The organism is Candidatus Andeanibacterium sp. (assembly GCF_057143545.1).
Genome location: NZ_DBNHSF010000019.1, coordinates 1 through 1,543 on the forward strand (window position 1 = coordinate 1; position 1,543 = coordinate 1,543).

The following is a 1,543-nucleotide window of genomic DNA, read 5'->3' on the forward strand; positions in this document are numbered from 1 at the left end:
GACAGGCTCTCGACGAATTGCGCAACGGTTTCAAACGCAGCCACTGGATCTGGTTCATCTTTCCGCAAATCCTGGGATTGAGCACCACCCCGACCGGCAAGTTCTATTCGATCGCCGATCTCGCCGAAGCGCGCCGCTATCTCGGGCATGACCTGCTCGGCCCCCGGCTGATGGAATGTGTCGATGCGATGCTGGCCTGGCAGGGCAAAAGGGATGCGGTTGAAATCCTGGGCGAGGTCGATGCCATGAAACTGGCCAGTTCGATGACGCTGTTCGAGCATATCAGCGACGATCCCCGGTTCGGCGAGATGCTCGACGGCTTTTACGGCGGAACACGCGACGAACTCACGCTGGACTTGCTCGCCCGCTAATCGGCGACCGGAGTCTCGATCGGCGGATCGCCGGCATGGGCCGCGGCATAGGCCTCGGCCGCGCGCAGCACCCGCATCATGTTGCGGCTCGAAATCTTCTCCAAATCCTCCTGCGAATAGCCGCGCCGGGCCAGTTCCTCGAACAGTCGCGGATAGCCGGTGACGTCCTCCATCCCGATCGGGCCGGTCGCCATGCCGTCATAGTCGCCGCCGATACCGATATGGTCGATCCCCGCCACCTTGCGGATATGATCGACATGGTCGGCCAGCTGGCTCACGGTCGAGGCGGGCCCCGGATGCGCCTCGACCCATTGCGCGAGCCTTGCCGCAACCTCTTCCGGCTGGCCCTGGAACAGGAACTTCAAGCGCGCTTCCTCGGCATTGCGGTCGGCATACCAGCGGAACAGCGCGTCGCTGGTGAAGCCGGGATAGGCGACCACCATCACGATTCCGCCATTGTCCCTGACCTTTTCGAGCACCGCATCGGAAACATTGCGCGATTCCCCCACCACCGCCCGCGCGTTCGAATGGCTGAACATCACCGGCGCCCGCGCCACTTCGAGCGCGTCGAGCATGGTCTCCTCGCTCACGTGCGAGAGGTCGACCAGCATCCCGAGCCGGTTCATCTCGCGCACCACGTCGCGCCCGAAATCGGTGAGCCCGCCATGCGCGGGAGCATCGTCGGCGCTGTCGGCCCAGCTGGTGTTCTGCGAATGGGTCAGCGTCATGTAGCGGATGCCCAGCGCGTACATCTGGCGCAGCACCGCCAGGCTGTCGCCGATCATGTGCCCGCCCTCGAGCCCCATCAGCGAAGCGATCCGGCCCTCGGCCATCGCCGCTTCGACCTCGTCCGCCGTCAGCGCCAGCGCGAGGTCGTCGGGATAGGCGGCGACCAGCCGCCTGGTGATATCGACCTGCTCGATCGCCGCCTGCACCGCGCGCGGACCTTCGAATTCGGTGATGACATAGACCGACCAGAACTGTGCCCCGACCTTGCCCTGCCGCAGGCGGGTGAGGTCGGTGTGCATCGGGCCCTGCGCGACGCCGGGAATGGGCGGCGCATCGGTGGTGTCGTGGAAGTCGAATTGGCCAAGCATGTTGCGATAACGCCCGCGCAGTTGGATCGGCACGTCGTTGTGCCCGTCCCACACCGGCGCGGCTTCGAGCGCGGC

Annotated in this window: 2 protein-coding genes; one reads left to right on the top strand and one right to left on the bottom strand. The window is 65.3% G+C overall.

Annotated elements, in window-relative coordinates; all coding sequences use genetic code 11:
* A partial coding sequence (locus AC16XC_RS00975) for a DUF1810 domain-containing protein (protein ID WP_484032762.1) occupies positions 1-371 on the top strand: 371 nt, incomplete at its 5' end.
* On the opposite strand, the gene AC16XC_RS00980 is transcribed toward AC16XC_RS00975, so the two are convergent.
* A partial coding sequence (locus AC16XC_RS00980; protein WP_484032763.1) for a dipeptidase occupies positions 368-1,543 on the bottom strand: 1,176 nt, incomplete at its 5' end. The genes AC16XC_RS00975 and AC16XC_RS00980 overlap by 4 nt on opposite strands.